The sequence below is a fragment of the Kitasatospora sp. NPDC127067 genome (genome assembly GCF_042724755.1).
Classification (GTDB): Bacteria; Actinomycetota; Actinomycetes; order Streptomycetales; family Streptomycetaceae; genus Kitasatospora; species Kitasatospora lactacystinica.
In genome coordinates, this window is sequence record NZ_JBHXEM010000013.1 from 51,678 (window position 1) to 73,652 (window position 21,975).

The 21,975-nt window shown below is 75.2% G+C and carries 21 protein-coding genes and 1 pseudogene; 8 read left to right on the forward strand and 14 right to left on the reverse strand.

The genetic code is table 11. From position 1 onward, the window contains the following. The first annotated feature begins 24 nt into the window (after nt 1-24). Both ACFWJ4_RS08015 and ACFWJ4_RS08020 read left to right on the forward strand, forming a co-directional pair. Nucleotides 25-1,374, forward strand: coding sequence for a cytochrome P450 (locus tag ACFWJ4_RS08015; protein ID WP_380540547.1), 1,350 nt, complete (start codon nt 25-27; stop codon nt 1,372-1,374). Nucleotides 1,375-1,514: 140 nt separating this feature from the next. Next, on the forward strand, nt 1,515-2,240 hold the full coding sequence (locus tag ACFWJ4_RS08020; RefSeq protein ID WP_380540550.1) for a rhomboid-like protein: 726 nt from the start codon (nt 1,515-1,517) through the stop codon (nt 2,238-2,240). Between the two features lie 171 nt (nt 2,241-2,411). Here ACFWJ4_RS08020 and ACFWJ4_RS08025 read toward each other — a convergent pair whose 3' ends face one another. Together ACFWJ4_RS08025 and ACFWJ4_RS08030 are read right to left on the reverse strand one after the other, a co-directional pair. After that, on the reverse strand, nt 2,412-2,993 hold the full coding sequence (locus ACFWJ4_RS08025) for a DUF421 domain-containing protein (protein WP_380540552.1): 582 nt from the start codon (nt 2,991-2,993) through the stop codon (nt 2,412-2,414). Between the two features lie 54 nt (nt 2,994-3,047). Then, complete coding sequence (locus ACFWJ4_RS08030) at nt 3,048-3,875, reverse strand: LysR family substrate-binding domain-containing protein (protein ID WP_380540555.1); 828 nt, start codon at nt 3,873-3,875, stop codon at nt 3,048-3,050. 58 nt (nt 3,876-3,933) lie between these two features. Here ACFWJ4_RS08030 and ACFWJ4_RS08035 point away from each other — a divergent pair, with 58 nt between their 5' ends. Beyond that, complete coding sequence (locus ACFWJ4_RS08035) at nt 3,934-4,371, forward strand: DUF5997 family protein (RefSeq protein WP_380540558.1); 438 nt, start codon at nt 3,934-3,936, stop codon at nt 4,369-4,371. A 111-nt stretch (nt 4,372-4,482) separates the two neighbouring features. Here the strand turns inward: ACFWJ4_RS08035 and ACFWJ4_RS08040 are convergent, their stop codons facing one another. Beyond that, the gene (locus ACFWJ4_RS08040; protein ID WP_380540561.1) at nt 4,483-5,574 is read right to left on the reverse strand and encodes a YncE family protein; all 1,092 of its coding nucleotides are present in this window, start codon (nt 5,572-5,574) and stop codon (nt 4,483-4,485) included. 395 nt (nt 5,575-5,969) lie between these two features. Here ACFWJ4_RS08040 and ACFWJ4_RS08045 point away from each other — a divergent pair, with 395 nt between their 5' ends. Then, the gene (locus ACFWJ4_RS08045; protein ID WP_380540706.1) at nt 5,970-6,668 is read left to right on the forward strand and encodes a hypothetical protein; all 699 of its coding nucleotides are present in this window, start codon (nt 5,970-5,972) and stop codon (nt 6,666-6,668) included. Nucleotides 6,669-6,692: 24 nt separating this feature from the next. On the opposite strand, the gene ACFWJ4_RS08050 is transcribed toward ACFWJ4_RS08045, so the two are convergent. After that, nucleotides 6,693-7,460 carry an SDR family NAD(P)-dependent oxidoreductase gene (locus tag ACFWJ4_RS08050; RefSeq protein WP_380540564.1) on the reverse strand — a complete coding sequence of 256 codons (768 nt, stop codon included), beginning with the start codon at nt 7,458-7,460 and terminating at the stop codon, nt 6,693-6,695. Between the two features lie 226 nt (nt 7,461-7,686). Here ACFWJ4_RS08050 and ACFWJ4_RS08055 point away from each other — a divergent pair, with 226 nt between their 5' ends. Next, on the forward strand, nt 7,687-8,004 hold the full coding sequence (locus ACFWJ4_RS08055) for a hypothetical protein (RefSeq protein ID WP_380540567.1): 318 nt from the start codon (nt 7,687-7,689) through the stop codon (nt 8,002-8,004). 112 nt (nt 8,005-8,116) lie between these two features. Here ACFWJ4_RS08055 and ACFWJ4_RS08060 read toward each other — a convergent pair whose 3' ends face one another. From ACFWJ4_RS08060 to ftsH, 3 genes are all read right to left on the reverse strand, one after another. After that, nucleotides 8,117-9,055 carry an ADP-ribosylglycohydrolase family protein gene (locus tag ACFWJ4_RS08060; RefSeq protein WP_380540570.1) on the reverse strand — a complete coding sequence of 313 codons (939 nt, stop codon included), beginning with the start codon at nt 9,053-9,055 and terminating at the stop codon, nt 8,117-8,119. Continuing rightward, entirely contained in the window at nt 9,052-9,891 is an 840-nt protein-coding gene (gene nadE / locus ACFWJ4_RS08065; RefSeq protein WP_380540573.1) for an ammonia-dependent NAD(+) synthetase, read from the reverse strand. The genes ACFWJ4_RS08060 and nadE overlap by 4 nt, the downstream gene beginning before the upstream one ends. A 65-nt stretch (nt 9,892-9,956) precedes the next feature. Further along, nucleotides 9,957-11,858: an ATP-dependent zinc metalloprotease FtsH gene (ftsH, locus tag ACFWJ4_RS08070; protein ID WP_380540576.1), complete on the reverse strand. Its 1,902-nt coding sequence runs from the start codon at nt 11,856-11,858 to the stop codon at nt 9,957-9,959. 677 nt (nt 11,859-12,535) lie between these two features. On the opposite strand from ftsH, the gene ACFWJ4_RS08075 reads away from it, so the two are divergent. Then, a complete protein-coding gene (locus ACFWJ4_RS08075; RefSeq protein WP_380540579.1) occupies nt 12,536-13,129 on the forward strand; it encodes a DUF1707 domain-containing protein in 594 nt (197 codons plus the stop codon). A gap of 109 nt (nt 13,130-13,238) precedes the next feature. Here ACFWJ4_RS08075 and ACFWJ4_RS08080 read toward each other — a convergent pair whose 3' ends face one another. The 7 genes and pseudogenes from ACFWJ4_RS08080 to ACFWJ4_RS08110 form a co-directional block, all read right to left on the reverse strand. Further along, on the reverse strand, nt 13,239-13,946 hold the full coding sequence (locus ACFWJ4_RS08080) for a DsbA family protein (protein WP_380540582.1): 708 nt from the start codon (nt 13,944-13,946) through the stop codon (nt 13,239-13,241). Between the two features lie 87 nt (nt 13,947-14,033). After that, nucleotides 14,034-15,623 carry an alpha/beta hydrolase gene (locus tag ACFWJ4_RS08085; protein ID WP_380540585.1) on the reverse strand — a complete coding sequence of 530 codons (1,590 nt, stop codon included), beginning with the start codon at nt 15,621-15,623 and terminating at the stop codon, nt 14,034-14,036. Nucleotides 15,624-16,267: 644 nt separating this feature from the next. After that, complete coding sequence (locus tag ACFWJ4_RS08090) at nt 16,268-17,008, reverse strand: DUF6461 domain-containing protein (protein ID WP_380540588.1); 741 nt, start codon at nt 17,006-17,008, stop codon at nt 16,268-16,270. A 284-nt stretch (nt 17,009-17,292) separates the two neighbouring features. Then, nucleotides 17,293-18,528, reverse strand: coding sequence for a glycosyltransferase (locus tag ACFWJ4_RS08095; RefSeq protein WP_380540591.1), 1,236 nt, complete (start codon nt 18,526-18,528; stop codon nt 17,293-17,295). Between the two features lie 81 nt (nt 18,529-18,609). Then, nucleotides 18,610-18,822 (reverse strand): 4-fold beta flower protein, encoded by a 213-nt coding sequence (locus ACFWJ4_RS08100; RefSeq protein WP_380540594.1) that lies wholly within the window; start codon nt 18,820-18,822, stop codon nt 18,610-18,612. A gap of 9 nt (nt 18,823-18,831) precedes the next feature. Continuing rightward, a pseudogene (locus tag ACFWJ4_RS08105) lies at nt 18,832-19,545 on the reverse strand (cytosine permease); the annotation flags it as partial. Then, nucleotides 19,539-19,703: a hypothetical protein gene (locus ACFWJ4_RS08110; protein WP_380540715.1), complete on the reverse strand. Its 165-nt coding sequence runs from the start codon at nt 19,701-19,703 to the stop codon at nt 19,539-19,541. The gene ACFWJ4_RS08110 and the pseudogene ACFWJ4_RS08105, both read right to left, overlap by 7 nt. 72 nt (nt 19,704-19,775) lie before the next feature. Between ACFWJ4_RS08110 and ACFWJ4_RS08115 the strand changes: the two genes are divergently transcribed. Together ACFWJ4_RS08115 and ACFWJ4_RS08120 are read left to right on the forward strand one after the other, a co-directional pair. Further along, a complete protein-coding gene (locus ACFWJ4_RS08115) occupies nt 19,776-20,474 on the forward strand; it encodes a TetR/AcrR family transcriptional regulator (protein ID WP_380540597.1) in 699 nt (232 codons plus the stop codon). A 62-nt stretch (nt 20,475-20,536) separates the two neighbouring features. After that, nucleotides 20,537-21,975: amidohydrolase (locus tag ACFWJ4_RS08120; RefSeq protein WP_380540600.1), on the forward strand; the 1,439-nt coding region annotated here is incomplete at its 3' end.

The window sequence follows — 21,975 nt, forward strand, 5'->3', positions numbered from 1 at the left end:
CCCGCCCCAACCAAGGTGACGCCCGTGCCGACCCCCTTCTTCCCGACCGCCCGGTTCACCGCGGCCACCGCCCCCGGCGGCCTCCCGCTGCTCGGCCACGCCCCCGCCCTCCTCCACCGCCCGCACGAGTTCGTCGCCGGCCTGCCCGCCCACGGCGACCTCGTCCGGCTGCGGCTCGGCCCGCTCCACGCGTACGTGGTCTGCCACCCCGAGCTGGTCCGCCGGCTGCTCGCCGACGACCGCACCTTCGACAAGGGCGGGCCCCTCCTCGACAAGGCCCGGGAGGTCCTCGGCAACGGCCTCGCCACCTGCCCCGCCGCCGCCCACCGGCGCCAGCGCCGCATGCTGCAGCCCGCGTTCCACCGCGACCGGCTGCCCGGCTACGCCGCGCTGATGGCCGAGGAGATCGGCGGCGCCACCGCCCGCTGGCGCGACGGCGACGTGATCGACGTCCCCACCGCGATGCACCGCCTCTCCACCGCCGTCACCGCCCGCTGCCTGTTCGCCGCGCACGAGCGGGCCGGCACCCTGCCGGTGCGCCGCTCCATCGACGCCGTCACCCGCGGCGTCGGCCGTCGGGTGATGCTGCCGCTGCCCGGCGCCGACCGCCTCCCCACCCCCGGCAACCGCCGCTTCCGCCGCGCCCGGCAGGACCTGCGGGAGATCACCCGGCGGCTGATCGCCGACCACCGCGCCGCCGGCACCGACCGGCACGACCTGCTCTCCACGCTGCTCGACGCGACGGACGAGGACGGCCGGGGCCTGACCGACGCCGAGGTCCACGAGCAGGTGGCCACCTTCCTGCTGGCCGGCACGGAGACCACCGCCGCCACCCTCTCCTGGGCCTGGACGCTGCTCGCCGCCAACCCGGCCGTCCGGATGCGGCTGCACGCCGAACTCGACACCGTCCTGGACGGCCGGCCCGCCCGCCACGAGGACCTGCCCGCCCTGCCGCTCACCGCCCGGATCGTCAGCGAGACCCTGCGGCTCTACCCGCCGCCCTGGATCCTCAGCCGCACCGCCACCGCCGACACCGAGCTCGGCGGCCACCGCATCCGGGCCGGCGCCACCCTGCTCTACAGCCCCTACCTGCTGCACCGCCGGGCCGACCTCTTCCCCCGCCCCGACCGCTTCGACCCCGACCGCTGGCTCACCACCGCCCGCCCCGCACCCGGCACCTACGCGCCCTTCGGCCTCGGCGCCCGCCGCTGCATCGGCGACGTCTTCGGCACCACCGAGGCCGTCCTCGCCATCGCCACCATCGCCGCCCGCTGGACCATCGCCCCCACCCCCGGCCGGCCCGTCCGCCCCACCCGCGGCTCCTCCCTCGCGCCCCGGCCCTTCACCGCGACACTCACCCGCCGGGTCCGCTGACCGGACGGCGACCGGGCTCCGACGCCGTCCGCGCCGGGTCCGCCGACCGGATCCCGGCCCGGCTTCGGTACTGTCCCGGCGTGGCCGGCCGCACGGGCGCCGGCCGGAACCACGCCGCTCGACCGGGACGCCACCAGACCATGAACGCTCGAACCCCCTCGGGGCTCCTGACCGGGCTGCTGCGCGCCGCCCGGACGTACCCGCGCCGCTCGCCGCTGACCTTCGGCTACGTCGTCCTGCTCCTGCTCGGGCACGTCTGGGTCGAGAACCTGCTCGCCGCGGACCGCGCGGACGCGCTGCGCGACCACATCAGCACCAACCTCGACAACCTGCACGACCACCCGGTCGGCGCCCTGCTCGGCAGCGCACTGCTCTTCGACGGCACCCTCACCGAGATCCTCTCCACCGGCTTCGGCAGCACCCTGATCACGCTGGGCCTCGGCGTCTGCTGCTGCCTCGCCTGGACCGAGCGCCGCTTCGGCGGCCTGCGCGCCGCCGCCGTGTTCCTCGGCGGGCACATCGGCGCCACCCTGATCACCGCCGCGGTGATCCTGCTCGCCCTGCGCCACGGCTGGTACCCGGAGAGCGTCCGCGGGGCCTCGGACTACGGCATCAGCTACGGCGCCCAGACCGTCCTCGCCCTCGCCACCCTCGCCGTGCCCCGTTGGGCCCGGCTGCCCTGGGCCGCCTTCGTCGTCGCCTGGCCGCTCTCCGGCGGCGACTGGCCCGGCCCCCTCCCGGGCTTCACCACCGTCGGGCACCTCCTCGCCGCCGCCCTCGGCTTCGCCCTGGCCGCCGCCGTGGCCCTCGGCGCCTCGCGCCGCCGGCGTGCCGGGGCCGAGCGGCCGGCAGACGTCCACCCGTGACCGGCCCCCCGGCTCTCCAGGGCCTCCCGGCTTCCAGGGCCCGTCGGGGCCGGGGGCCTGTCGGTTCCAAGGCCTGTCGGCTCCAAGGCCTGTCGGTTCCAAGGCCTGTCGGTTCCAGCGCCTGTCGGTTCCAGCGCCTGTCGGGGCGGGGGCCGGAGGCCCGGGCGGCGGTCAGCCGGGCGGACGCCGGTCGCCGGCGATGGCGGTGAGCAGCCGCTCGATCTCCTCCAGCCGGCGCCGCAGGTCCTCGACGTCGCTCCGGGTGGCGCTCTGCTCGCCCGCCTTGAGGGAGACCAGCAGCTGTCCGTCCGGCTCCAGCCGGGCCCGGGCGACGTCGCCGACCTTGTCGCCGTTCTGGATCCGGATGGCGTGCTCCAGCTCGGACGGGCGCAGCGCCAGGCTGTGCAGCGCGCCGGCGACCAGCTTGCCGTCCTTCACCACGGTGGTGGGCCGGCCCTCCAGGATCCGGGCGGCCCTCGGATCGCGCGCGAGCCAGCGGGTGACGGCGGCGTTCACCGCGATCAGGGTCACCGCCCCGATCGCGCCGCCGAGCAGGCTGTTGTCATTGCCGATGATGGCGTTCTGCACCACGTTGGAAAGCAGGAAGACGACCACCATGTCGAAGGTGTTCAGCCCCGCCAGCCCGCGCTTCCCGGCGAGCCGGAACAGCACCAGGATCAGCACGTAGACGGCGATCGTGCGGAGGACCTTCTCCACGATCGGAATCTGGACGGCCATCAGGTCGTGCCACACTGCCCCGCTCCTCCCGCCTCGACCGCTGCGAACGGGGCAGACGCTACGCCACGGTCACCGCTTGGGCCTGCCGCGCCGGGCCGCCGCGCCCCGCCCGCCGGCCTTGGCTCCCCCGGCCTTCGGCGCCCCGGCCCGCTGCCCGCCGGACTTCTGCCCGCCCGCCTTCTGCGCACCGCTCTTCTGCCCGCCGGCCCGCTGCGGCTGCGGCTTGCCCCGGCCCGCCGCCGCCTTCTTCGGCTGCGCCTCCGGAGCCGCCTGCCCGGCCCCGCGGCCGCGCGAGCTGTTGACCGTACGGCCGCGGACGATCCCGATGAACTCCTCCACCAGGTCCGTCGTCCGCTCCTGCGGCCAGGACAGCGCCACCTGGGACTGCGGCACGTCCGCCACCGGCCGGAAGGTGAGGTCCCGGCGGTGGTGCAGCCGGGCCAGGGACTGCGGCACCAGGAGCACGCCGACGTTCGCCGCGACCAGCTCGACCGCGTCCGCGGTGCTGTCCGGACGGGCGACGGCGGGGCGCCCGGGCAGGGTGTCGGCGGTGAGGCCCAGGGTGTCGTCGAGCGGGTGGAAGACCACCTCATCGGCCAGGTCCGCCACCGAGGCCTCCTCGGCGGCGGCGAGCCAGTGGTCCTTGGGGAAGACCACGACGGTGGTCTCGGTGTAGAGCGGGATCGCGCTCAGCACGTCCTTGTCGACCGGCAGCCGGACCAGCCCGGCGTCCGCGCCGCCCTCGCGGAGGGTCCGCTCGGCGTCGCCGGACGCGACCGCGAGGAGGTCCAGCGGCACGTCCGGGAGCCGCTCCTCCCAGACCCGGACCCATTTGCCGGGGGTCACGCCCGGGACGTACACGAGCCGGAAGGTCGGGTTCACCTGCATGTCTGTCACAGGGCAAGGCTACCGACCGTGACCGGGAGCGCCCGCGCACTCCCTTACCCTTGTCACCATGACATCGCTCAAGCAGAAGACCAGCCAGACCATGAAGCCGGCCACGGCGGCCAAGAAGCTGGGGATCTACCTCGACGCCGCGCCGACCGACTTCCAGGAGGGCGTGGTCTCCCGCGAGGAGCTGAACGCGCTGCAGGCCGAGCCGCCGCAGTGGCTCCAGGACCTGCGCAAGAACGGCCCGCACCCCCGCCCGGTGGTCGCCGCCCGGCTCGGCATCTCGATCTCCGGCCTGGCCCGGGGCGGCGTGACCGAGGCGCTGACCACCGAGCAGATCGAGGCCCTCCGGGCCGAGAACCCGCTCTGGCTCCAGCACGAACGCGCCAACCAGGTGGACCTCCGCAAGGAGACCGCCCGGATCAAGGAGAAGCACGAGAAGGAGGCCGCCGCGGCCGCCGCCAAGGCCGCCAAGGAGGCGAAGGCCGCCCAGGCCCGCTGACCCGCCCTCCCCGGGCCCGGCACGACGGCGCTCCGGCGCCGGCTGCCGGGCCCGTTCTCGTCGGGCGCCGCTCGTCGGGCCCGTGCTCGCCGGGCGCCGCTCGTCGGGTCCCTAGATGCGGACGGTCCGCAGGACGGAGTCCCCGCCCTTGAGCCCGGCCAGGTAGAGGGTGCGGCCGTCCGCGCCGAGCTGGACCTGGACGACGGAGTCCAGGCCGAAGCCGGTGACGGTCTCGCCGGGAACGGCCGCGCCGGTCGCGGGGTCGTACGACAGCAGTGCGGCCTGCGGGGTCCTCGCGCCGGTGAACACGTGGACCCGGCCGGAGTCCGGGCTCGTCCCGAGCAGCCGGGGGCCGTCGGCGAAGGCCCCGAGGCCGAAGGCGGACCGGAAGGTGTTCGTCTCCGGGTCCAGGATGTCGGCGGTGACGGTGCCGTAGTCGCGGTAGCCGCTCGCGTAGACGGTGCGGCCGTCGGCGGCGAGCACGATCTCCTCGGCGGAGCCGAAGTCCGCCACCGGGTCGACGACCTCCGGGGCGGCGCCCTCGACGTCCAGGTGGTAGAGGTTGTCCGCGGTGCCGACCCAGGCGTCGGTGGCGTCGGGGCCGAGCAGCACCCGGCCGACGGTGTAGCCGGTGAGGGTCACGCCGCCGGTGAAGGTCCGGGTGGCGGGGTCGTAGGCGAGGACGCGGCCGGCCCGGCTGCCCAGGCGCACGCCCCAGGGGCCGTACTGGGACAGGTACACCCGGGTTCCGTCCGGGCTGACGGTCACCCCGTTCAGCGCGCCCTTGGTCATGGCCCCGGGGCGGGGCTGGTCGGGCGTGGCGACCCGGGCGAGCTGCTGTCCGGTCGCGGCGTCGAAGGTGAGCAGGTCCCAGTCGACGGTCACGTAGACCCGGCTGCCGTCCGGGCTGACGGTCGGACGGCCGACGCTGTCGAAGCCGGTGACGGTGAGCAGGTCGGTGCTCGCCCCGGTACGGGTGTCGATGCTGCGGACGACCCGGGCCGAGTGGCCGGGGTCGACGGCGTGGCCGACCACCGCGTAGACGCGGGTGCCGTCCGGGACGACGGCGAACGACTCGGCCGTGCCGCCGAACGCCAGGGTGTCCGCCGTCGGGACGGCCCGGGCCGCGCTGACCGGCGGGCCCTCGGGCGCCGCGGCCGCGGCCTCCGTCCCGGTCAGCAGCAGCGCCCCTGCCGCCGCCACCGCTCCAAGCCAACGCGCTTTGCGCACAAGCCTGTTCATGCTTCCCCTCCCGCCGGTCGGATCGCGGCCCTGCCGCGTCCGCGTCAGGCTACGACACGGCCCGCGGACGGCGAAGCGGTTCGGTCGCACACTGCCCGGCTCCGTCCGGACACAGCCCCTTCACGGCATCGACAGAACCGGAGCCGGCCATCGGCGGCGGCCGGATCCACCTGCGCCGCGGAAACGGTTCCGCACGCCCGGCGAAGGCTTCCCGCGCCCGCACGTGGCGTCACTCCGACGGCCCCGCGGACACGGTAGGGTCCGCTGGCGCGGCACCGGCCCGTCCGGCGGCCGCCGCCCACGCCCACCCCCGAGGGAGGAACCCCGTGCCGGCTCCCGCCCGCCGCGCTCCGGCCATGGCCGCGGCCGTCCTGCTCGCCGCCGCAGCCGCAGGCTGCTCGCCCGGCGGCGACCACGCCGCCAAGGGGGCCAAGTCCGCCTCCGCCCCGGCCGCTGCGGGTGATGCCGCGGCGGCCGCCCCGCCCCTGGCCGCCGCGATCGTCACCGGCCCCGGCCCGAAGGCGAGTTACGACGTCCAGCCGCAGCCCGCGCCGGGCAGCTGCCACTACCGCTACACCGCGGACAAGCAACCGCTGCCCGACCCCTCCTGCACCCCGGGCGCGATCAGCCCGGCGGTGAACCAGGGCAACCTCAAGGACACCATCTGCAAGCAGGGCGGCTACACCTCGACCATCCGCCCGCCGTCGAACATCACGGGCAAGGAGAAGGCCGAGAACGCCAAGTCCTACGGCTACGACGGCCCGATGGGCGACGCCGAGTACGACCACCTGATCAGCCTCCAACTCGGCGGCGACCCCAACGACCCGCGCAACCTGTGGGTCCAGCCGCCCTCCCCCGGCCACGTCCCCGGCAAGGGCCCGAACAACCCCAAGGACTCGGTGGAGACCCACCTCCACACCGCGATCTGCAAGGGCCAGGTCACCCTGGCCGCCGCCCAGCAGGCGATCGCCACCGACTGGACGACCGCCGAGGCCAAGCTCGCCCTCCGCGCCGCGTCCAGCCCGACCTCCGAGCCCGACGCCGACGGGGACTGACCGGCCGCTCCCCGAAGCTCGGACTCAACGACCCAGCACCGCACCGCCGTTGAGTCCTATCACCTGACCGGTCAGATACCCGGCGGCCGGGGAGGCGAGATAGGCGACCGCCTCGGCCACATCGGCCGGGGTGCCCGCCCGCCCGACCAGGGTGTCCGCGACCTTCCGGGCGTGGAACTCCTCGCTCCAGCCGGCCCCGAAGATCTCGGTGTCCTCGATGTAACCGGGCGCGAGCACGTTCACCGTGATCCCGTCCGGCCCCAACTGCCGGGCCAGACCGAACGCCCAGCCGTGCAGCGCGGCCTTGGCGGCGGCGTACGAGCCCGCCGAGTGCGGGCCCGCGCCACCGCGCTGGGCCGCGGCCGAACTGACCACCACCAGCCGGCCGCCGGGACGGCGCAGCCCGTCCTGGAGCGCGGTGGTCAGCAGCACGGCGGTGAGCAGGTTGCCGTCCAGGTCCCGCCGCCAGGAAGCGGCCAGCGCGCCCAGACTGCCGTCGGCCGGCGGCGTGACGATCGCACCCGCGTTGTTCACCAGCACGTCCACCGGCCCGAGTCCGGTGATCCGGGCCGCCGCCGCCTCGACCGCCGCCGGGTCGGTCAGATCGGCCGCGACCGGCACGACCCGCCCCGGACCGGCGGCCCGCTCGATCTCCTCCCGGGCCTGCTCCAGCACGGCCGGCCTGCGGCCCAGGATCACCACCCGGTGCCCGTCCCCGGCCAACCGCGCCGCGATCGCCCGGCCTATCCCGGTACCGCCACCGGACACCACTGCGAGCCGATCCACCGTCATCACTTCGTCCCCCGCTCGTCAACCGGCCGCACGCCGGTCGCGCCGACCCCGGATCGGGCCGCACACCCCCATCGTGGCAGCCCCGCCCCTTGGCCCCCACGCCGCACCCCGGTACCGTGACCGGGCACCTGGGGGGACGTGGGCGGGCACATGGGCGAGACGGCACCGGGGGACGGTCGCAGTGGCACGGACGCGGACCAGGGGCATCAGGGGCCGGGGCGAGGAGGTGCCCGACACGGTGCTCGCCGCACTGATGGGCGGCCTGACGGCGGTGAGCGACGGGTGGCTGCTGGTGCACCTCTGGCGCGACGCCCGCACCGGGTGGGTGGAGCGCGAACTGCCGCAGGCAACCCTGGCCCTGCTCGGCTTCACCGCCCTCACGGCCCTGCTCGGCGCGACCCTCGCCGGCCGGAGGTCGACCCCGCACCGCCGCTGGCGCTGGGCGATGCTCAGCGCGCTCCTCGGTCATCTGCTGGCACTGGGGGCCCTGATCGGCTACCTCCTGTTCCACCCGCGGGGATTCGTCGTCTTCCTCCTCCCCTGAGGCCCGTTCCCGACGGCCCGCCAACCCCTCGAACGCCCGCCCCGCCGATGCCGCCGCCCCTGGGCACCGCGCTCCTGGCGCGCTGGAGGGCACCCCGTTGCCCCGATCCGCGCTACCGGGCCTCCCAGGCCGTCAACCTCCGTGCCAGGTCGAGCAGTTCGGGCGCGCGGAGCACCCGCCCACCGAACCCGGGCAGCTCGACGTGCAGCGGCCCGGTCCAGCGCTCCGGGATCGCTGCCAGGCCGTACCTGGCACCGGCCAGGCCGCCGGTGACGGCGGCCACGGTGTCGGTGTCCCCGCCGAGGTCGATCGCGGCGCGCAGCGCCTGCTCGAAGCCCTCGGTGGTGCGCAGCGCCCAGACCGCCGAGCCGAGGCAGGGCCATACCGCGCCGTTGACCTCGGTGGCGCGCTCCGGGTGCCAGTCGGGGGCGAGGACGGTGGCGTAGCGCTCCCGGTGGCCGGGGTCGACGTGGGCGAGGACGGCGGGGAGCTCGGCCAGCGGGTCGGCGCCGTGGAGCGCGAGCCGGACGAGCTCGTGGAAGATCGCCGAGCCCTCCCAGGCGGCCCCGTCCCCGTGGGTCAGCGCCGCGATGCGCCGGGCCGCGTCCATGGTGGCCCGCCGCCCGGCGCGGGCGAACGCGACGGCGGAGGTCGAGGCCCGCATCAGGGCGCCGTTGCCGGCGGCGCGCAGCGTGGTGTTGAAGTGGACGGCGGCGGCGAGGTCCCAGGGCAGGCCGCTGGTCAGGACGGCTTCCGTCTGGATGCCGATGTCCCGGGGGTCGGCGGCGGCCCAGCGGCGGAACCGGTCGAAGACGTCCGGGAGGTCCAGGCTTCCCCGCTCGATCAGGGACTCGGCGACCAGGACGGCCATCTGGGTGTCGTCGGTGGCCTCGCCGAGCCCCCAGCCGCCGCCCGCCACCAGGTCACCGGGGGTGTCCGGGAAGCGGGCGGAGAAGGCGCCGGCCGGGCCGAACTCGTAGGGGGCGCCGAGGGCGTCGCCGACGGCGGCTCCGAGGACGGCCCCGGCGGCGCGCTCGTCGGGGCCGGTCATGCCACGGGCGGGACGACCGGCAGGTTGCGCTTGTGCTCGGTGCGGCGGTAGTGGCCCAGGACGGTGCGGAAGACGTCCTCGCTGACCGGCAGGCCCTCCAGGAAGTCGTCCAGTTCGTCGTAGCCGACCCCGAGGGCGTCCTCGTCGGGGCGGCCGGGGGCGAGGTTCTCCAGGTCCGCGGTCGGGACCTTCTTGACCAGCTCGGCCGGTGCGCCCAGCGCCTCGGCGATCGCCCGCACCTGCCGCTTGGTCAGGCCGGACAGCGGCATCACGTCGGCCGCGCCGTCGCCGAACTTGGTGAAGAAGCCGACGGCGGCCTCGGCGGCGTGGTCGGTGCCGACGACCAGCCCGCCCTTGGCGCCCGCCGCCGCGTACTGGACCACCATCCGCTGGCGGGCCTTGACGTTGCCGCCGACGAAGTCCTCGTGGCCGTGGTCGGTGTAGGTCAGGCCAGCGGCCTTCAGGGCGGCGAGCGCGCCGTCGGTGGCGGGCTTGACGTCGACGGTCAGCACCTCGTCGGCGCGGATGAAGCCGAGCGCGAGCTGGGCGTCCGCCTCGTCCGCCTGGACACCGTACGGCAGCCGCATCGCGGTGAAGGTCACCTGGCGGCCCTCGGCCCGCAGCCGCTCGACGGCGAGCTGGCAGAGCCGTCCGGCGGTGGTGGAGTCGACGCCGCCGCTGATGCCCAGCACCAGGCTCCGCGCGCCGCTGGTCCGCACCTGGTCGGCCAGGAACTCCACCCGGCGCTCGGCCTCCGTCGCGGGGTCCGGCACGGGCGCGACCCCGAGGGCACGGGCGATCTCCCGCTGGACGTCGGCGGGCAGGGGCTCGGTCATTCCGACTCCTCGGGACGGTGGTGGGTGGCGCGGTCACGAGGATACGACCACCGGCGATGCGGCCGTCACGGGCGGGGGGTCTCCCCCGGGCCGTCCGCGTCCGCCGGCCCGTCCACGTCCGCCGGCCCGTCCACGTCCGCCGGCCCGTCCACGTCCGCCGGCCCGTCCGGCTTCCGCAGCGAGACCGGCCGCGCGGGGCCCGGCGCCGGGTGCGTCAGGATGTCGAGCACCACCGCACCGTCCACCGTCTCCTGGGCCACCAGCAGCGCCGCCAGCTCGTCCAGGTGGTGCCGGTGCTCGGTGAGCAGGCCGAGGGCCCGCCGCTCGGCCTGGCGCAGCAGGCCGGCCACCGCCTCGTCCACGGCGCGCTGGGTCTGCTCGGAGTACGGGCGGCGCAGCAGGTCCTCGGGGTTGTCGCCGAGGTAGTGCGGGGTGCCGCTGGAGTAGCCGACCGGCCCGAGCTCCGGGGAGAGGCCGAATTCCCGGACCATCCGGGTGGCGACCGAGGTGGCGTTGGCGAGGTCGTTGGCGGCGCCCGTGGAGCCTTCGCCGAAGACCACCAGTTCCGCCGCGCGGCCGCCGAGCTGGACGGTGAGCAGGTCGGTCAGGTAGCCCTCGCTGTACAGGTGCCGCTCGGCCTCGGGCAGCTGCTCGGTGGCGCCGAGGGCGACGCCGGCCGGGAGGATGGTCACCTTGGCGACCGGGTCGGCGCGCTCGCACAGCGCGGCCATCAGCGCGTGCCCGGACTCGTGCACCGCGACGGCGTGCCGCTCCTCGGGCAGCAGCGCGTTGGAGGACTCCCGGCGGCCGAGCAGTACCCGGTCGCGGGCGGTGTCGAGGTCGTCGGCGGTGAGGGTGGCCCGGTCGGCGCGCACGGCGTTGATGGCGGCCTCGTTGACCAGGTTGGCGAGGTCGGCGCCGGAGAAGCCGGGGGTGCCGCGGGCGAGCCGTCCGAGGTCGACGTCCGGGGACAGGGTCTTGCCGCGGGAGTGCACGGCGAGGATGGCGGCCCGCTCGGCCTGGTTGGGCAGCGGGACGGTGACCTGCCGGTCGAAGCGGCCGGGGCGCGTCAGGGCCGGGTCGAGGGCGTCCGGGCGGTTGGTGGCGGCGATGACGACGATGCCGGTGCTCTGGTCGAAGCCGTCCATCTCGGCGAGCAGCTGGTTCAGGGTCTGCTCGCGCTCGTCGTTGCCGCCGAACCGGGTGCCGCCCGCGCGCCGGCCGCCGACGGCGTCGATCTCGTCGATGAAGATGATCGACGGTGCGCGTTTGCGGGCCTCGTCGAAGAGGTCGCGGACCCGGGAGGCGCCGACGCCGACGAACATCTCCACGAAGCCGGAGCCGGTCACCGAGAGGAAGGGCACCGAGGCCTCGCCGGCGACCGCCCGGGCCAGCAGGGTCTTGCCGGTGCCCGGCGGCCCGACCATGATCACCCCACGTGGCCCCTTGGCCCCGGCGGCGGCGTACCGCTCCGGGCTGCGCAGGAAGTCGACCACCTCGCTGACCTCCTGCTTCACTCCCTCGTACCCGGCCACGTCGGCGAACCCGGTGTCCGGCCGCTCGGCCTCGATGATCTTGGCCCGGGACCGCCCGATGGCGCTCAGACCGCCGCCCAGCGAGCGGGCGGCCATCCGGCCGGACCAGAGGAAGAGCGCACCGAAGATCAGCAGCGGCAGGAACAGCAGCAGGGTCGACCAGATCGAGCCACTGCTGCTCCGGCTGCCGGTGACCGTCACGTGGTGGTCGGCGAGCGCGCCGCTGAGCTGGGAGGTGTCCAGGGCGGTGGGGATCTGGCTGGTGAAGTGGGTGCCGTCCTTGAGCGTGCCGCTCACCCCGCCGGTGTCGCTGACGTTCACGGTCTGCACCTGGCCGGAGTCCACCCGGCTCACGAAGTCGGAGTAGCCGTAGCGCGTGCCGGGCTTGCCGGAACTGGAGAAGAGCACCAGCAGGAGCAGCGTGACCAGCACCGCGACGGGCAGCAGCCAGCGGCGCCACGACGGCGGAGGCGGAGCTTTGGCCGGACCGCCGGGGCCCTGGTTCCGGCCCTGGCCGGGGCCCTGACCGGGGCCCCGGTTCCGGCCCTGGCCGGGGCTCGGGCCTCGCGGCTGGCCCCAGCTCTGCCTCGGGCGCGGGCCCGGGTCGGAGCCGCGGTCGGCGCCGGGGTCGGGGCTGGAACCGGGACCAGGTGGAGTCGCGGAGTGACGGACAGCGCGCAGCCGGATTCGTACGATCATCCACGCTCACCGCCTCTCGGGGGGCCGAACAGCCTCCGCCCCTCCATGGTCGGACGGTCCGGGCCCGGACGGGAGCCCGAAGGGGGTGGTAACGGTCCACTCGGGGGAGAACGACCCGCTCGACGCCCCGGCCCGCAGCGCCGGATCGGGCTCGGGCGTCGGGCTCGGCGTCGGGCACGGGAGGCGGACTCGGGCACGCCGAAGGCCGATCCGGTACGTGGGGGCGGGCCGTCGCGAACGGTTTGCGGAAGCCTGCCGGGGGCTTCCACCGCACCCGGCGAAGCCTTCGCCCGGCCGCTTGTTCGGCCGCTCCTTCGGCCGCTCCTCCGGGCGCGCTCAAAGATCCTCGGGCCGTGCGGAGTTGGCGATCGAGCCGCCCACCAGGACGATTCGTGACCTAGAGTAGCCGCATGGTCAACGAGGAACTGCCAGCCCTGCACAAGACGCCCGAGGCCGCCGTGGAACCCCGGGCCGGGGACAGCGACCGGGAGGCGGTGGCCGAGCAGTTGCGGGTCGCCGCCGGTGACGGCCGCATCGACCTCGGGGAATTGGAGGAGCGGCTCGACCGCACCTACGCCGCGCGGACGTACGGCGAACTCGACATCCTGGTGGCCGACCTCGGCGGCCGGGTGGAGGCCCGGGAGGCGTCCGCGGCGGAGGAGGTCCTCACGCTCCGGCCCCGGATGAACAACATGGTGCAGAGCGGCCGCTGGTCCGTGCCCCGCCGGATCGTCGCGGAGACCAAGATCTCGCTGCTCACGGTCGACTTCACCGAGGCCGTCTGCCCCCACAAGGAGATCACGGTCGAGGCGTCGACCGGCATGGGCCACATCCGGCTGATCGTCCCGCGCGGCTGGGGCGTACGGATCGACCCGTCGAGCACCAACACCGGAAACATCGTCAACAAGGCCGCCGAGCAGGCGGAGCCGGGCGCCCCGGTGCTGACCGTGATCGGCCACCCCCGGTCGGGGCCGATCAGGATCAAGCAGCGCCGCCGGGGCTGACGGGCCGGAGGCCGGGCCCGCAGCAGTCCTCCGTGCGGGCACCGTGGGGGCTCGGCGGGGGTCCGACGAGGGCACGGCGCGGGCACGGCGCGGCCTCCGCCGGGGTGGCTCAGGAGAAGTCGAGCCCGCCCGTCCGGGTCCGCTTGAGCTCGAAGAACTTCGGGTACCCGGCCAGCAGTCGCACGCCCTCGAAGACCCGTACGGCGTCCTCGCCGCGCGGGATGGCGCTCAGCACCGGGCCGAAGAAGGCGACGCCGTCCACGTGGATGGTCGGCGTGCCGACCTCCTCGCCGACCGGGTCCATGCCCTCGTGGTGGCTCTTGCGCAGGGCCTCGTCGTACGCGGTGCTGTTCGCCGCCTCGGCCAGCTCCTCCGGCAGCCCCGCTGCCACGAGCGCCTCGCGGATCACGGCGTCGTCGGCCTCGCGGTCCTGGTCGTGCAGTCGGGTGCCGAGCTCGGTGTACAGCTCGCGCAGCACCTGCGGACCGTGCTGTTCGGCGGCGGCGATGCAGACCCGCACGGGGCCCCAGCCGGTGGTCATCAGGCGCTGGTAGCGCTCGGGCAGGTCGGTGCGGCCCTCGTTGAGGACGGACAGGCTCATCACCCGGAAGTTCAGGTCGAGTTCGCGCTGCCGATCGACCTCCAGGATCCACCGGGAGGTTATCCAGGCGAAGGGGCAGACGGGGTCGAAGTAGAAGTCGACCTTGACGGTGTCGCTGTCGGCCCGGTGGCCGTTGTCGAGGTGCTGGTCGAGCTGCTGGGCAAGCTGCTGGGCGGGCGCGCCGGTCGTCATATCGTTCGTCACATCGTTCGTCACACCGGAGAGGCTAGTGGACCGAGTGGCCCACTCTCCAGAGCCAATCAACAGCTGCCGCAGTGGGCCACTTTCCCGCCGCCCGGCCGCTCAGCCGCACGTCGTCCCGTTCGCCGGCACCGTGCCGTCCAGGAGGTAGGCGTCCACCGTCTGCTTCAGGCACGGGTTGCCGGTGTTGTAGCCGCCGTGCCCCTCGCCCTGCAGGGTGACGGTGACGCCGACGCCCGCGCCGAGCTGCTCCGCCATCGTGCGGGCGCCCTCCACCGGGGTCGCCGGGTCGCCGGTGGTGCCGACCACCAGGACCGGGGCGGCTCCCGGCGCGGAGACGTCCGGGTGGGCGGCCCTACCCGGGACGGGCCAGCCGGTGCAGGCGGTCAGGCCCCAGGCGGTGAAGGACCCGAACACCGGGGAGACGGCACGGAACTGCGGCAGCTGCTGCTGCACGTCCTGGTCGGAGTAGCGCTGCCGGGCGTCCACGCAGTTGATCGCCCGGTTCGCGGCGTTCAGGTTGGTGTAGTGCCCCTGCGCGTCTCGCCCGTTCAGCGCGTCGGCGAGCTGGAGCAGCGTGTCGCCGGTCCCCAGCTCCATCGCCTCGGTGAGCCCGGTGGCCAGCGCGGGCCAGGTCTCCTGGCTGTACAGGGCGGCCGCGATACCGGTGACGGCCAGGTTCTCGGTGAGCTGCCGCCCCTGCTTGGTGGGCAGCGGCGACTGCGCCAGCTTCTGCACCAGTGCCTCGACCTTCGCGGTGCCGTCGTCGCCGCCCGCACCGGTCGGGCAGGCGGTCCCGGCCTGGGCGGCGCAGGCCTTCATGAAGTCGCCGAGGGCGAGCTGGAAGCCCTGGGCCTGGCCGAGCGCGGACTGCTGCGGGTCCTTGGTCGGGTCGACCACCGAGTCCAGCACCATCCGTCCGACCTGCTGCGGGAACAGGTGCGCGTAGACGCCGCCGAGCTGGGTGCCGTAGCTGATGCCGAAGTAGGAGAGCTTCTGGTCGCCCAGCACCTGCCGCATCAGGTCCAGGTCGCGCGCTGCGCTCTCGGTGTCCACGTACGGCAGCACCGCGCCGGAGTTGTGCTCGCAGGCGGCGGCGAAGCCCGCGTTGTCGGCGTCCAGGGCCTTCACCGCTTCGGGGGTTTCGGGGGTGCTGTCGGCGGCGGTGGCGGCGTCCATCGCCCGGTCGTCCAGGCATGTCACCCCGGCGCTGGCGCCGACTCCGCGCGGGTCGAAACTCACCAGGTCGTAGCGGGAGTTGAGGGAGCTGTAGCTTGCGGCGAGGGCGGGCAGGGTGGCCACGCCGGAGGCGCCGGGGCCACCGAAGTTGAACAGCAGCGAGCCGATCCGGTGCTCCTCGTCCTTGGCCCGGCTGCGGATCAGTGCGAGGTCGATCGTCGCACCGTCCGGTTTGCCGTGGTCCAGCGGGGCCTTGAGGGTGGCGCACTGCCAGTCGTCGGCGGCGGGAGCGGTGCCGCTGCCCTGGGCGCTGATGGGGGCGGAGCAGGCGTGCCAGTCCAGCTGTTGGGCGGCCGCTCCGGTGGCGGCGCCGGTCCCCGTCCCCGCGCCGACGGCCGCGGAGGTGGGCGCGGGCTCGGCGGCGGAGGAGCCGTCGCCCTGGCAGCCGGTGGCGGCGGTGAGCAGCAGGGCGGCCAGGCCGAACGCTCCGGCGCCGCGGACGACGGTGTGCATGGGGTGGGTCCACCTCTCGGGTCGGCCGGGCACCCGGCACGCGGCCTCGGGCCGGCCGGACGCCCCGGCGCTCGGCGGGACGGCGTACGCCCGGCGCTCGGTTCGTCGACGCACCACAGACCCTAGGGGCCGGATCCCGCGGATGCCTGGTGGAACCCCCTGGACGGGGGCGTGCGCCGAACCGGATTCCACCGGCCGACCGGGTGAAGGACGGGGCCGCACGGCCCGGCTGCGAAGGCTCGCGACGACGGTGGGGCGCGTCTTCCCCGGCCCCGTCCTGCCCTGGCCCTGCCGATCGGCAGGGCCAGGGCAGGGATTGCGCCTCGGGAACCTCCCGATCGGCACATGTGCGACGAGCAGCCGGCGCGCAAGGATGGCGGCCATCGGGGCCCCGCCGGTGGGGCCCGGAAAGGAACCCTGCCGTGACCACCCTGTTCCCGTCGCTTCCGCGTCTGCCGCTCCCGTTCCTGTCCCTCCCGCGTCTGCCGTTCCTGTCCCTCCCGCGTCTGCCGTTCCTGTCGCTGCCGTTCCCGCCGCTCCCGCGTCTGCCGTTCGCCCTGCCCTCCGTCTGCCGGGCCCTCCTCCGCCCCCGCGTCAACGCTTCGCGGGCCATCGATGCCGGGGGTCGCCGGAACAGCACCCCCTCAGCGCAGCGCCATGCCCGGGGTTCCCCGCACCGCGTACGCCGGCAGGCGCAACCCGCCGAGGGCGGCCCGGGGCAGGCTCAGCCCGAAGCGCCGCTCGACGGCACCGAGGGCGCGGCGGCGGGCGGCCCCTTCGGGCTCGCGCCCGGGGTCGCGGGGGGTCACGCCGTCGGCCTCCAGGACTCCGGCGGCGACCAGGTCCGGTACCAGCAGGTCCGGCTCCTGGCCCCAGCGCCAGCGTTCCTCGCCCAGGCCGAAGCCGCACAGCACGGCGCCGTCCCGGGCGTAGTCGAGCAGGGCCGGCCGCTGCTCCGGCATCGGGCGGAAGTGCACCACCTCGACGCCGTCGCGCGCTATCTCGATGAGCAGTTCGCCACCCGTGGAGTCGCCGTACTCGATCGCGAACGACCAGCCAACGCACTCGCCGACCCGGATCACGCCGTCGCCGTCGTCACCGGGGCGGTAGACCTCGATGTCCAGGTCCCGGATCTCGGTGTCGCTGATCGGCTCGGTCGCGGTGGCCGGGTCGGCGCCCATCCGGCGGGCGAGTTCCTGGGGCGTGATCCCCCGGGCGAAGACGACGCCGCCGACCTCACCGTCCGGGTCGGGTCCGGCCGTTGACGGTCGGCCGGTTGACCGGCGTCCCGTTGTCGGTCGACCCGTGGCCGGCCGGCCGATCTCGGCGAGCCACTGGATGCCGTCCCCGTCCTGTCCCACTCCCCCGTGCGTGCCGTCGGTCATGCCGCCCTCCCCTCGCGCATGGCCTGCGGTGACCGGGCGCGCAAGTGGGCACCCTAACCGACCTTGCCGACACCCGGCCGCCGGTCGCCGGATCAATGCCGGAACCGGCCGTGCGCGGGCCGACAACCACCCCTGATCGATCGCAAGGAGGCCGATCCGGAATCGAACCCACCCGGCCCGCACCGCCGTTCACCGGGCGCCACCGTTCACCCGGCCTGCGCCGCCGTTCACCCAGCCCGCGCCACCGTTCACCCGGCCCCTGCGCGGCCCGGCTCCCCGGACACTCACCCGGACCCGGCGGGCACCTTCCGGCCCACGGCTTCGAACAGCAGCTTCGCGGCCACCGTCGCCCCGTCGGTGCGGATACCGCCGGCCACCGCCCCCGCCCGCACCCGGGTCCCGGGCGCCAGGGCCGTACCGAGCGCGGCGGAGAGCGAGTCAACGGTCGGCGTCCGGTCGAGGTGGGCCGCGCCGATGCCCAACTCGGCGACCCGGGCGGCCCAGTACGGCTGGTCGGCGATCCGGGGGACGACCACCTGCGGCGCGCCCGCCACGGCCGCGGTCGTCGTGGTGCCGGCGCCGCCGTGGTGGACGACGGCGGCCACCCTGCGGAACAGGGCCTGCTGGTTCACCTCACCGACGACGTGACAGTCCTCGCGGTCGTCGATCGGGGCGAGCCCGGCCCAACCGCGGGCGAGCAGCACCCGGCGGCCGTGCGCACGGCTCGCTTCGACGGCCACCCGCGCGATGCCCTCCGGGGCGTGCGCGGCCATGCTGCCGAAGCCGACGTACACGGGTGGTTCACCGGCGTCCAGGAACGCCTCCAGGTCGGCCGGGAGCGGGCGGTCGTCGGGGAGGATCCACGCCCCGGTCGGCACCACGTCGAGTTCTGTCATGCCCTCCGACGGGCACAGGGTCGGATCCGCCGCCAGCCACGGCCGCTCGGTGAAGACGTGGTCGCGGACGTTCTCCACCGGCGGCAGACCGATGGCCGCCCGGTGATCGTTGAGCGCCTCCCCGTACAGCCCGTTGACCCGCTGGGCGTCCTGCTCCCAGAGCTTCCGGTGGTCGGTCTCGTCCTGCGGGGACGGCGTGCCCGGCCGCCGGCCGGGACGGAAGTGCCGCGAGGGCAGTCCGAAGATGTGGAAGCAGGCCAGCACGTAGTGGAGGCCGAGCTTCTCCGCGACGTCCCGCGCGCCGGCCGGCATCAGGCCGGTCGCCAGCAGCACGTCACAGCCCTCGGCCGCCGCGGTCAGCGTCTCGAACCTCGCGGCGACCAGCTCGCGGGCCAGCCGGAAAGCGTCCTCCGCCGTCGGCGCCCTAGGACCGGCGACGATCGAGCGCACCGACGGGCCGAGCGGCACCAGCGGCACCCCGACCCTCGCCAGCAGGGCCGCGAACTCCTCGTCCGGCGGCGCGCACACCCGTACCTCCGCGCCGAGCCCCCGCAGCGCCGCCGCCAGCCCCGCCAGCGGCTCGACATCCCCGCGCGATCCCCATGTCGTCATCACCACGCGCATTTCACGACTCCCGTTTCCGCAGGTCATGGCCTTACGGTCGGGATTCTGCGCCACAAAGGGGGCCTTGCCGCAAGCCCCGGGTCACGCTGTAGCTTGATAGTGGCAGGAGGATCCACTCTCCTTGCCATTTCCTTTGGCCGCCCGGTCCCACCCGCTCCCCGGAACCGGCCGCACCGGCCGCACCGGCCGCACCGGCCGCACCGGCCGCACCGGCCGCACCGGCCGCACCGGCCGGCCACCCGCCATGAGCGGGCGGCCAGGCAGGCAGGCAGGGCGACCGGCAGCCCGGCACACCGCCGCGCGCTACACGCCACGCCGACGCATCAGCACCCCGTACAGCACCGCGGCCACCACCGCACCCACCGGCAACGCCAGATCCACCCCGGCCAACGCCGCCAACGGACCCGTGTAGAGCGTGTCCACACCGAGCGCCGCTGCCGTGACGCCGCCCGCGAGGGCGACGGCGCCGGCCGGGTTGACACCGGCGCGGTACCAGAAGGGACTGCCGGGGCTCTCGTCGCCGGGGGCGCGGCCGTCGTAGCGGTTGCGGCGCAGCAGGATGTCGGTGGCGTAGACGGCGGTGCTGGGGCCGAGGAGGACGACGGTCAGCTGGAGCACGTTGCTGACGGTGTCGAGGAAGTTGGAGACCAGCAGGGCGTACAGCGTCAGCGAGACCGCGACCGCGCCGTCCACCAGCACGCTGAGGGTGCGGCGGATGCGGATGCCGACGGCCTGGAGGGCGAGTCCCGCGCTGTAGGCGGTGAGGGCGTTGACCGCGAGGGAGAGCAGGAAGACGGGGTTGAACCACCCGGGCAGGATCTGCGGGAGGGTGGCCTGCGGGTCGGTCATGTCGACGGCGGTGGCGCCGAGCACGCCGAGGCCGCCGACCACCACGCTGGGCAGGAAGCCGCCGAGGGCCGTCCAGCCGAGGACCGCGCGCGGGGCGGTGGTCGCGGGCAGGTAGCGGGAGAAGTCCGCGCTGGTGGTGTACGAGAGCGGGCCGGAGGCGATCAGGGTGGGAACAGTTCGCGGGCGCGCCCGCGCCGCTCGGTCTGGGGGATGTGGTCGATGCCGTGGACCTCGACCCGGCCGCCCCGTTCCTGCTGGGGCGGGGCGGCCGGGCGCGGGGGCAGGTCCGGGGAAATGCGGGGGTGGTCCGGGAGCGTGGACGCCATTGGGGGCCCTCCGTGGGGGTGTCGTGCCCACCTGCTTGCTTATTGGTCGCACACTCAATAGCATCCGGAAACATGACGTCGAGCGTTCAGCGCAAACGGGTTCGCAAGTCCCCCGAGGACCGCCGGGCGGAGATCGTCGGCGCCGCGGCCGAGGTCGCCCTCACCGAGGGACTGGAGTGCATCACCCTGCGCCGGATCGCCGAGCAACTCGACGTCCGGCCCGGCCTGATCAGCCACTACTTCCCCGCCGTCGAGGACCTCGTCGCCGAGGCCTTCGGCAGCGCCGCCACCGCAGAGCTGGAGGCACTGCTGCCCACCGAGCCGCCTGACGGGTCCGCGCTGCGACACCTGGCGCGCTTCTTCGCGCGCACCACCGGCCCGTCCTACGACGACATGAGCCGGCTCTGGCTCAACGCCCGCCACCTCAGCCGCTACCGCCCCGTCCTGCGCGAGCGCGTGCTCGACCAGGAGAACGGCTGGCGCGGCCGACTCGGCGGTGTCATCGCCGCCGGGGTCGAGCAGGGCGAATTCCACACCGACGACGCGGTGCTGACGGCCGTTCGGATCCTCGTCGTGATCGACGGCCTGGCCGTCCACGCCAACACCGGGCTGCGCGAGCACCCGTCCTCCGTCACCCGGCTCGCCGCCGCCACCGCCGAACGCGAACTGGGCCTGGCCGACGGCACGCTGAACCCCGCGGACACCACGAGCCCGGCGGACGCGCCCGCCCCCACGCCCCCCGCTCCTGCCCCGGTCGCCGAGCAGTCCTGACCGAAGCCCCCGCACCCCCGCAACCCCACCCCGCCCCCACCCGCAGCACCGCTGGAGCCGAAGTGCGCACCTCCCTGGTCCTCCTCTCCGCCCGTCTGCTCGACCCCGCCTCGGGCGGTTTCCTCCCGCAGACCGCCCTCGCCGTCGTGGACGGCCGGATCGCCGCCCTCGGCGACGACCGCACCGTCCGCGAACTCGCCGACCCCACGACCACCGTGATCGACCTCAAGGGCTCCGTGGTCACCCCCGGCCTGGTGGACGGCCACCTGCATCCGGTCACCGGCGCCGAGCTCACCCACGGCCTGGACCTCTCCGCCTGCACCGACCTGGCCGGCGTCCGCGCCGCCCTCGCCGCCGAGGCCGCGCGCCTCGCCCCCGGAGCCTGGCTGCACGCCTGGGGTCTGGACCCGAACGTCTTCGGCGACCGTCCGGTGGAGTCAGCCGCCCTCGCGGCCGTCCTGGACGGCGTCCCGGCGCTGCTCCAACTCTTCGACGCCCACTCGATGCTCGCCAGCCCGCGCGCCCTGGAGCTGGCCGGCGTGGACGGACCGCGCAGCTTCGACCAGGCCGCCGAGGTGGTCTGCGACACCGAGGGCCGCCCCACCGGCCTGCTGCTGGAGGACGCCGCCTGTGAGCTGGTCGAGCGCGCCGCCCCCCGGCCCACCCGCGCCGAGCGCCGCGACCGCCTCGCCGTCGCGCTGCGCGCCATGGCCGCCACCGGCCTCACCGGCGGCCACGCGATGGACGCCAACGGCGACAGCCTCGACCTCTACGCCGACCTGGACGAGGCGGGCGAGCTGCCGCTGCGGCTGCGCGTCGCCCCCTGGTGCCAGCCCGGCGTGGACGCGGACGGGCTGAGCGCGCTGATCGGGCAGCAGGACCGGGGCGGTCGGCTCTGGCAGGTGGACGGCGTCAAGCTGTTCATGGACGGCACGATCGACAACGGGACGGCCTGGCTGGAACGCCCGGACTGCCACGGCGAGTCCACCCACGCGTTCTGGCCGGACCCGGCGCACTACACCCACGTCATCGGGGAGCTGCACCGCGCCGGGGTCCCGACCGCCACCCACGCGATCGGCGACGCCGCGGTCCGGCACGCGCTCGACTCGATCGAGAAGGCGACGACGAGCGGGCCGACGAACGGGGGCACGACGCCCGGGACCTCCCCCGTACGGCACCGGATCGAGCACATCGAGACCGTTCCGGACGCGGTGGTCCGGCGGTTCGCCGAGCTGGGCGTGGTCGCCTCCATGCAACCCACCCACTGCTGCGACTTCACCCGCGCCGACCACACCGACAACTGGTCCCGCCGCCTCGGCGAGGAGCGGGCCGACCGCGCGTGGCGCTGCCGGGACCTCTGGGACGCGGGCGCCACCGTCGTCCTCGGCTCGGACTGGCCGATCGCCCCCTACCCGCCGCTGGGCGTCATGGCGGGCGCCCGCCACCCCCCCCCCCGCCCCAACCTGAGCCCGGCCCCCCCCCACCCCCGCCACCCGCGCCC